Source organism: Sphingobium sp. C100 (genome assembly GCF_000508185.1).
Lineage (GTDB): Bacteria > Pseudomonadota > Alphaproteobacteria > Sphingomonadales > Sphingomonadaceae > Sphingobium.
In genome coordinates, this window is record NZ_AYOY01000112.1 from 107,403 (window position 1) to 114,400 (window position 6,998).

The following is a 6,998-nucleotide window of genomic DNA, read 5'->3' on the forward strand; positions in this document are numbered from 1 at the left end:
AGCGTTAACAGGCGACTAACGCATTTTCCGTTGCGCCGGCGACAGATGCGTCAGGCGATGACGATGCCGTGCTTCTTTGCGCCGAAGCTCAGCTTGTCGCCCGGCTTGAGCGCCAGGGCCGGATCGCTCACCACCGCGTCGTTCACGCGGATCGCGCCTTCGCTCAGCTTGCGGCGCACTTCCTTGTTGGAGGTGGCAAAGCCAAGGCCGGTCGTGGCCTGCACGACATTAAGGCCGTCGACGCCCAGGCTGACGGTCGGCAGATCGGCGTCGGACGCGCCTTCCTCGAACGTGCGGCGCGCGGTTTCCGCCGCCGCCGCCGCCGCATCCGCGCCGCGGCACAGCGCGGTCGCTTCGTTGGCGAGAATCTTCTTCGCCTCGTTGATCTCCGCCCCTTCCAGCGCGGCGAGCCGGTTTACCTCGTCCATCGACAGGTCGGTGAAAAGACGCAGGCGGCTGGCGACATCGGCATCGGCGGTGTTGCGCCAGAATTGCCAATAATCATAATGGGAAAGCTGATCCTCGTTCAGCCACACCGCGCCGCCCACGGTCTTGCCCATCTTCGTCCCGTCGGCATTGGTGAGCAGCGGGGTGGTGAGGCCGAACACCTGCGTCCCATCGACGCGGCGGGCCAGTTCAACGCCGTTGACAATATTGCCCCACTGGTCGGACCCGCCCATTTGCAGGCGGCAGGTCGCGCGGCGCGACAGCTCCAGAAAATCATAAGCCTGGAGGATCATGTAATTGAATTCGAGGAAGCTCAAAGACTGTTCGCGGTCGAGCCGCAGCTTCACCGAATCGAAGCTGAGCATCCGGTTGACCGAGAAATGCTGGCCGATGTCGCGCAGGAACGGGATATATTCCAACTTGTCGAGCCAGTCGGCATTGTCGACCATGATCGCGTCCGTCGGGCCATCGCCAAAGGTCAGGAAGCGTTCGAACACCCGCTTGATGCTGGCGACATTTTCCTGGATCAGATCGACCGTCAGCAGCTTGCGCGCTTCGTCCTTGAAGCTGGGATCGCCGATCTTGCCGGTGCCGCCGCCCATCAGCACGATCGGCTTATGCCCGGCCTTCTGCAACTGGCGCAACATCATGATCGAGACCAGATGGCCGACATGAAGCGACGGCGCGGTCGGATCGAAACCGATATAGCCCGGCACCACCTGGCGCGCGGCGAGGGCGTCGAGCCCCTCCGCATCGGTCAACTGGTGGATGAAGCCGCGTGTTTCCAGCAGGCGCAGGAGATCGGAACTATAGTTGCTCATGGCGCGCGCCTGTAGCATTGCGGGTGCGACTGGAAAAGAGGCGGAGTTTTCGATCATGTTGGCAATCGGCCTGATGTCCGGCACATCGCGCGACGGGATCGACGCCGCACTGATCGACACCGACGGGGAGGATGCGGTGGCCGCCGTCGCCTTTCACGCCATGGCATATGACGACGGGTTCCGCCTGCGCCTTGCCGAAGCGTGCCAGCGGGCGATGGCGATGGAGCGGCCGGGCTTTGAACCGCTGATCGCGTCGGTCGAGGCGGAACTGACCGAACGCCATGTGCAGGCGGTGGCCGACCTGCTGGGCCGCAGCGGGCATGTCGCGGAGGATGTGGGCGTGATCGGCTTTCACGGCCATACGGTCGCGCATCGGCCCGAACGGGGATGGACCTGGCAGATTGGCGATGGCGCGGGGCTTGCCGGCGGCTTCGGCATCCCGGTCGTCGGCGACCTACGCAGCGCCGACGTGGCGGCGGGCGGACAGGGGGCGCCGCTGCTGCCGGTCTATCACCGCGCGCTGGCGCAGGGACTGGCAAAGCCAGCGGCGGTGCTGAACCTGGGCGGCGTGGCGAATATCAGCTTCATCGGGTCGGACGGGACGCTGATCGCGTTCGACACCGGCATGGCGAGCGGGCTGATCGACAATTGGATGCAGGCGCATGGGGCCGCGGCCTATGATGCGGGCGGGGCTTGCGCCGCGCAGGGCCGGGTCGATGACGCACGGCTGGCGGCGATGATGGCCGACCCCTGGTTCGAGGCGCCACCGCCCAAGAGCATCGACCGCGAGCGGTTCAGCATCGATGCCGTGCAGGGACTGGGCGTGGCGGACGGCGCGGCCACCCTGACCGCCTTTTCCGCCGCCGCCGTGGCGCGGGCGATCGGTCATCTGCCGGAGCGCCCGGCGCAGATTCATGTCGCGGGCGGCGGGCGGCATAATGCGACCTTGATGGCGATGCTGGCGGACCGGACCGGGGCGCGGATATTGTCGGTCGATGGCCTGGGCTGGGACGGCGACGCGCTGGAGGCGCAGGGCTTCGCCTATATGGCGGTGCGGCATATGCGGGGGCTGCCGATCAGCTTTCCAGGCACCACAGGCGCGCCCGAAGCGATGACGGGCGGGGTGCTGTTTCGGGGGTGATGGAGTTCCGGCTGCGCGGGGCTGGCCAGGAAGGGCGGTGAGCGGGCCGGCGGCTTTCACCCCTCACCCGCCGCGCAACAATCCCACCGCCGCATCCTTTTCGAACAGATACAGGCAAATCCGCGCCGCCGCCCCCCGCGCGCTGTCCAGCCCGCCATCGCGTTCGATCAGCAGATGCGCGTCATCGCGCGCCGGGTCGATCAGCACCGCGACATGTTCGGGCGTCGCCAGCTTCAACTCCGCCTCGCCCGACTGGCGCGTGCCCAGCACTTCGCCCGCGCCGCGCAGCTTCAGATCCTCCTCGGCAATCCGAAACCCGTCATTCGTCTCGCGCATCAGCGCCAGCCGCGCCCGCGATGTTTCGCCCAAAGCATTGCCGCGCAGCAGCAGGCAGGTCGACGGCTTGTCGCCGCGCCCCACCCGCCCGCGCAACTGGTGCAACTGCGCCAGACCGAACCGATCCGCGCCCTCGATGATGATGAGGCTGCTATTGGGCACATCGACGCCCACTTCGATCACGGTGGTCGCGACCAGTATCTGGGTGCGATTGGCGGCGAAGGCCTCCATCGCCGCATCCTTGTCCGGCCCCTTCATGCGCCCGTGGACCAGGCCGACCCGATCCCCGAACCGCATTTTCAGCGTTTCCGCCCGCGCCTCGGCCGCGGCCTGGTCGCTCGTCTCGCTTTCCTCGACCAGCGGGCACACCCAATAGGCCTGTCCCCCGCCGTCCACATGGCGGGCGAGCGCATCGACCACCTCGTCCAGCCGGCTCGCGGCCATCACCAAAGTCTGGATCGGCTGGCGCCCCGGCGGCATCTCGTCCAGCCGCGACACTTCCATCTCGCCATAATAGGTCAGCGTCAGCGTGCGCGGAATCGGTGTCGCGGTCATCACCAGCAAATGCGGCGACCGCTCCGCCTTGCTTGCCAGCATCATCCGCTGCGCTACGCCGAACCGATGCTGCTCGTCGATCACGGCGAGGCCCAGCGCCTTATACTGCACCGCTTCCTGAAAAATGGCGTGAGTGCCGACGAGAATGTCGATGCTGCCGTCCGCCAGCCCCATCAAGGTCGCCTCGCGCGCCTTGCCCTTGTCGCGTCCGGTCAGGATCGCGATCTCGACCGGCAATCCCGACGCCATCTTCCGCAGCGTCTCATAATGTTGCCGCGCCAATATCTCGGTGGGCGCCAGCATCGCCCCCTGCATCCCCGCCTCGACCGCGTTCAGCAGCGCCATCAGCGCCACCAGGGTCTTGCCCGAACCGACATCGCCTTGCAGCAGCCGCAGCATCGGCGTCGCCTGCGCCATGTCGCCCTCGATCTCGGCCGTGGCGCGCCGCTGCGCGCCCGTCGGCGCAAAGGGCAGCTTGAGCATGTCGCGCAGCCGCCCGTCGCCCTCAATGGGGATGCCGCGCCGCCGCCGCGACGATTGCCGCACCAGCATCAGCGCCAATTGCCCAGCGAAAATCTCGTCATAGGCCAACCGTTCGCGCGCCATGGCATCGGCCGGATCGGCATGGGCGCGGACAAGCGCCTCACGCCAGGTCGGCCATTCCTTACGCGCCAGCAGGCTCGGCTCAATCCATTCGGGCAGGTCAGGCGCACGGACCAGCGCCTGGCCCGCAATGTCGCGCATCCGGTTGTTGGTCAGCCCCTCCGACAGGCCATAGACCGATTCGCGCGGCGGGATCGTCGCCGCTTCCTCGGGCGGCAGCACATAGTCGGGATGGACGATTTGCAGGTTCTCGCCATAGGCCTCCAGCTTGCCCGACACGAATTTCGGCTCATTGAGCGGCAGCAGCTTACGCGGCCAGCCGCTGTTCCGACCGAAATAGACCAGGCTGACATGGTTGCCATGCCGGTCGCTCGCATGGACGCGGAACGGCGCGCGCGCGCTGCCGCTCGCCTTGTAGTCGACCGGGGTCAGGGTAATGCCGATCACCCGCCCGGCGTCCGCCATGTCCAGTTCGTCGGTCAGGTGCCGATCGACCCAACTGACCGGCAGGTGAAAGGCGACATCGACCGCGCGCTGAAGGCCCAGCCGCTCCAGCGGGCGGGCCAGCGCGGGGCCGATCCCCTTGAACAGGGAAATTTCGGCAAAGAGCGGATTGAGAATATCGGGTCGCATGGCTATCTGACGGGCTGTAACGCCTGATCGTTCCTCTGTGAACGTCTTCGGGGAGAGAAGAGACCAGATCGCAGCCGGGACGGTTCCTCAAACGCCCGATCGGCGGGCGGCGCCATGTCCGGCAAAGGAACAAATTGTGAACGACGACCCCCAGATGCGCCGCATCCAATTCCGCGCCTGGCACCGTGGCACACGGGAAGCGGACTATACCGTCGGCGGTTATTTCGACCATTATCATGCGACCTGGAACGCGGAAGAGATCGCCTGGTTCGAACGCTTCATGGAAGAACAGGATGCCGACATCATGGGCTGGGCCATCGGCACGATCCCCGTGCCCGACCCATGGAAAGGTCCGATGATGGACAAGTTCCTGAAGCTTGATTTCGTAAAGATCGAAAACTGAAAATCCTCCCCCTCCTGGGAGGGGGACCGCCGCCAGAGGCGGTGGTGGAGGGATATCCCCCTCCCGATAGCGCGACACCCCTCCGTCTGGCCTATGGCCAGCCACCTCCCCTTCCACGGGAGGGATTGAAGAGCGAAGTGACATGACCGACCTGCAAAAAATCCTGAAGGCCAAGGCCCCGCTCACCCTGTCCGGCGTGCCGGCGGGGTTCCAGCCCTGGCTGCTGGCCGACATCGCCCGCGCCGCCGGCGCCGGGGGTTCGACCGGGGGCGGCCGCGCGGTCTTCATCGCGTCGGACGAGCAATTGATGCGCGCGGTCGCCGACACGGCGCATTATTTCGCGCCGGAAATCGAGATCGTCGAAATCCCCGCCTGGGACTGCCTGCCCTATGACCGCGCCAGCCCGTCGCTGCGCGCCGCCTCCGCGCGGCTCGCGGGCCTCTATGCGCTGCAAGCCCGGCCGAAAGGCCCGCAACTGGTCGTCACCACGCTCGCCGCGATGACCCAGCGCACGCTTACGCCCTTTCGCGTCCGCCAACTGGTCGCGAAACTCGCGCCCAAGGAGCGGATCGCGATCACGCGGCTGGCCGACATGCTTCAGGGCAATGGCTATGTCCGCACCGACACGGTGCATGACCGGGGCGAATTCGCCATTCGCGGCGGCATCGTCGATCTCTTCCCCGGCGGCGAGGAACAGCCGCTGCGCCTCGACTTCTTCGGCGACGAGATCGAGACGGTCCGCCGCTTCGACCCGTCCGACCAGCGCACCACCGGCAGCGTCGACGGCTTCACCCTCCTCCCCGCCTCCGAAGCGCTGCTGGACGAAGAGACGATCAAGCGCTTTCGCCTGCGTTACCGCGAAACCTTCGGCGCCACAGCGACCGGCGACCCGCTCTATCAGGCGGTCAGCGACGGCCGCCGCCTTGCCGGCATGGAACATTGGCTGCCCCTGTTCGAGGATAAGCTGGTTCCCCTCGCCGACCATCTGGGCGACGATGCCGTCGTCATCCGCGACCATGGCGTCGCGGGCGCGGCGGAAAACCGGTTCGAGGCGATCCGCGACTATCACGCCAACCGCGTCCAGGCGAAATCGTCCGATCCCGGCTCCTATCGCCCATTGAAGCCCGACGCCCTTTATCTCGACGCGGCCGAATGGGACGCCGCCGTCGCCACCCTGCCGATGCACGGCACCACACCCTTCCATGAGCCTGAAAGCGCGACGGTGCTCGACTTCGCCGTGGACGGCCCGCGCGATTTCGCCCCCGAACGGGCGCAGAACAGCAATATCTACGAAGCGGTCGGCAAACATATCGCAGCCCTGCGCCGGAGTAAGAAAAAGGTCGTCATCGCCAGCTATTCCGGCGGCGCGCGTGAGCGCCTGTCGGGCCTGCTCGCCGATCATGACGTCCCCCGCCTCGCCGCCGCCGATGGCTGGCAGGAAGCGCTCGGCATTGCCGCCAGCGGCAGCGTCGTCCTCACCGTCCTGCCGCTCGACCATGGCTTCACCGCGCCCGACGTCGCCGTCCTCACCGAACAGGATATGCTGGGCGACCGCCTCGTCCGCCGCGCCAAGCGCAAGAAGAGCGCCGACGCCTTCCTGCAGGAACTCGCCACCCTCTCGCCCGGCGACCTCGTCGTCCATATGGACCATGGCATCGGCCGTTATGAAGGGTTGACCCAGATCCCGGTCAGCAAGGCCGCGCATGATTGCGTCGCGCTCAGCTATGCAGGCGGCGACAAACTCTATGTGCCGGTCGAAAATCTCGAAGTCCTCTCCCGCTACGGCTCCGACAGCGAGGGCGTAAGCCTCGACAAGCTGGGCGGCGAAGCCTGGCAGCGGCGCAAGGCGCGGATGAAGGAACGCATCCGCGAAATTGCGGGCGAACTGCTGAAAACCGCCGCCGAGCGCGCCCTGCGCGCCGCCACCGTCGCCGAGCCCGACGCGGCCGGCTATCCCGCCTTCGTCGATCGATTCCCCTATGACGAGACGGAGGATCAGGACCGCGCCATCGCCGACGTGGTGGAGGATCTGGGCGCGGGCAAGCCGATGGACCGGCTC

General features: G+C 66.7%; 5 protein-coding genes. 3 read left to right on the forward strand and 2 right to left on the reverse strand.

Annotated elements, in window-relative coordinates; translation table 11 throughout:
- Positions 1-50 precede the first annotated feature (50 nt).
- Entirely contained in the window at positions 51-1,268 is a 1,218-nt protein-coding gene (gene tyrS, locus C100_RS32865; RefSeq protein WP_024019275.1) for a tyrosine--tRNA ligase, read from the reverse strand.
- Between the two features lie 55 nt (positions 1,269-1,323).
- Between tyrS and C100_RS32870 the strand changes: the two genes are divergently transcribed.
- The gene (locus tag C100_RS32870) at positions 1,324-2,409 is read left to right on the forward strand and encodes an anhydro-N-acetylmuramic acid kinase (protein ID WP_031309063.1); all 1,086 of its coding nucleotides are present in this window, start codon (positions 1,324-1,326) and stop codon (positions 2,407-2,409) included.
- A gap of 63 nt (positions 2,410-2,472) precedes the next feature.
- Here the strand turns inward: C100_RS32870 and recG are convergent, their stop codons facing one another.
- Positions 2,473-4,536: an ATP-dependent DNA helicase RecG gene (gene recG, locus C100_RS32875; RefSeq protein WP_024019277.1), complete on the reverse strand. Its 2,064-nt coding sequence runs from the start codon at positions 4,534-4,536 to the stop codon at positions 2,473-2,475.
- A 136-nt stretch (positions 4,537-4,672) separates the two neighbouring features.
- Here recG and C100_RS32880 point away from each other — a divergent pair, with 136 nt between their 5' ends.
- Both C100_RS32880 and C100_RS32885 read left to right on the forward strand, forming a co-directional pair.
- A complete protein-coding gene (locus tag C100_RS32880; protein WP_024019278.1) occupies positions 4,673-4,939 on the forward strand; it encodes an FAD assembly factor SdhE in 267 nt (88 codons plus the stop codon).
- 142 nt (positions 4,940-5,081) lie between these two features.
- On the forward strand, positions 5,082-6,998 hold a 1,917-nt coding region (locus C100_RS32885; RefSeq protein WP_024019279.1), incomplete at its 3' end, for a CarD family transcriptional regulator.

What these genes read in the sequence shown, in the direction of transcription:
- tyrS (WP_024019275.1), bottom strand. Translation starts at nt 1,268, where the DNA reads ATGAGCAACTATAGTTCCGATCTCCTGCGCCTGCTGGAAACACGCGGC.
- C100_RS32870 (WP_031309063.1), top strand. Translation starts at nt 1,324, where the DNA reads ATGTTGGCAATCGGCCTGATGTCCGGCACATCGCGCGACGGGATCGAC.
- recG (WP_024019277.1), bottom strand. Translation starts at nt 4,536, where the DNA reads ATGCGACCCGATATTCTCAATCCGCTCTTTGCCGAAATTTCCCTGTTC.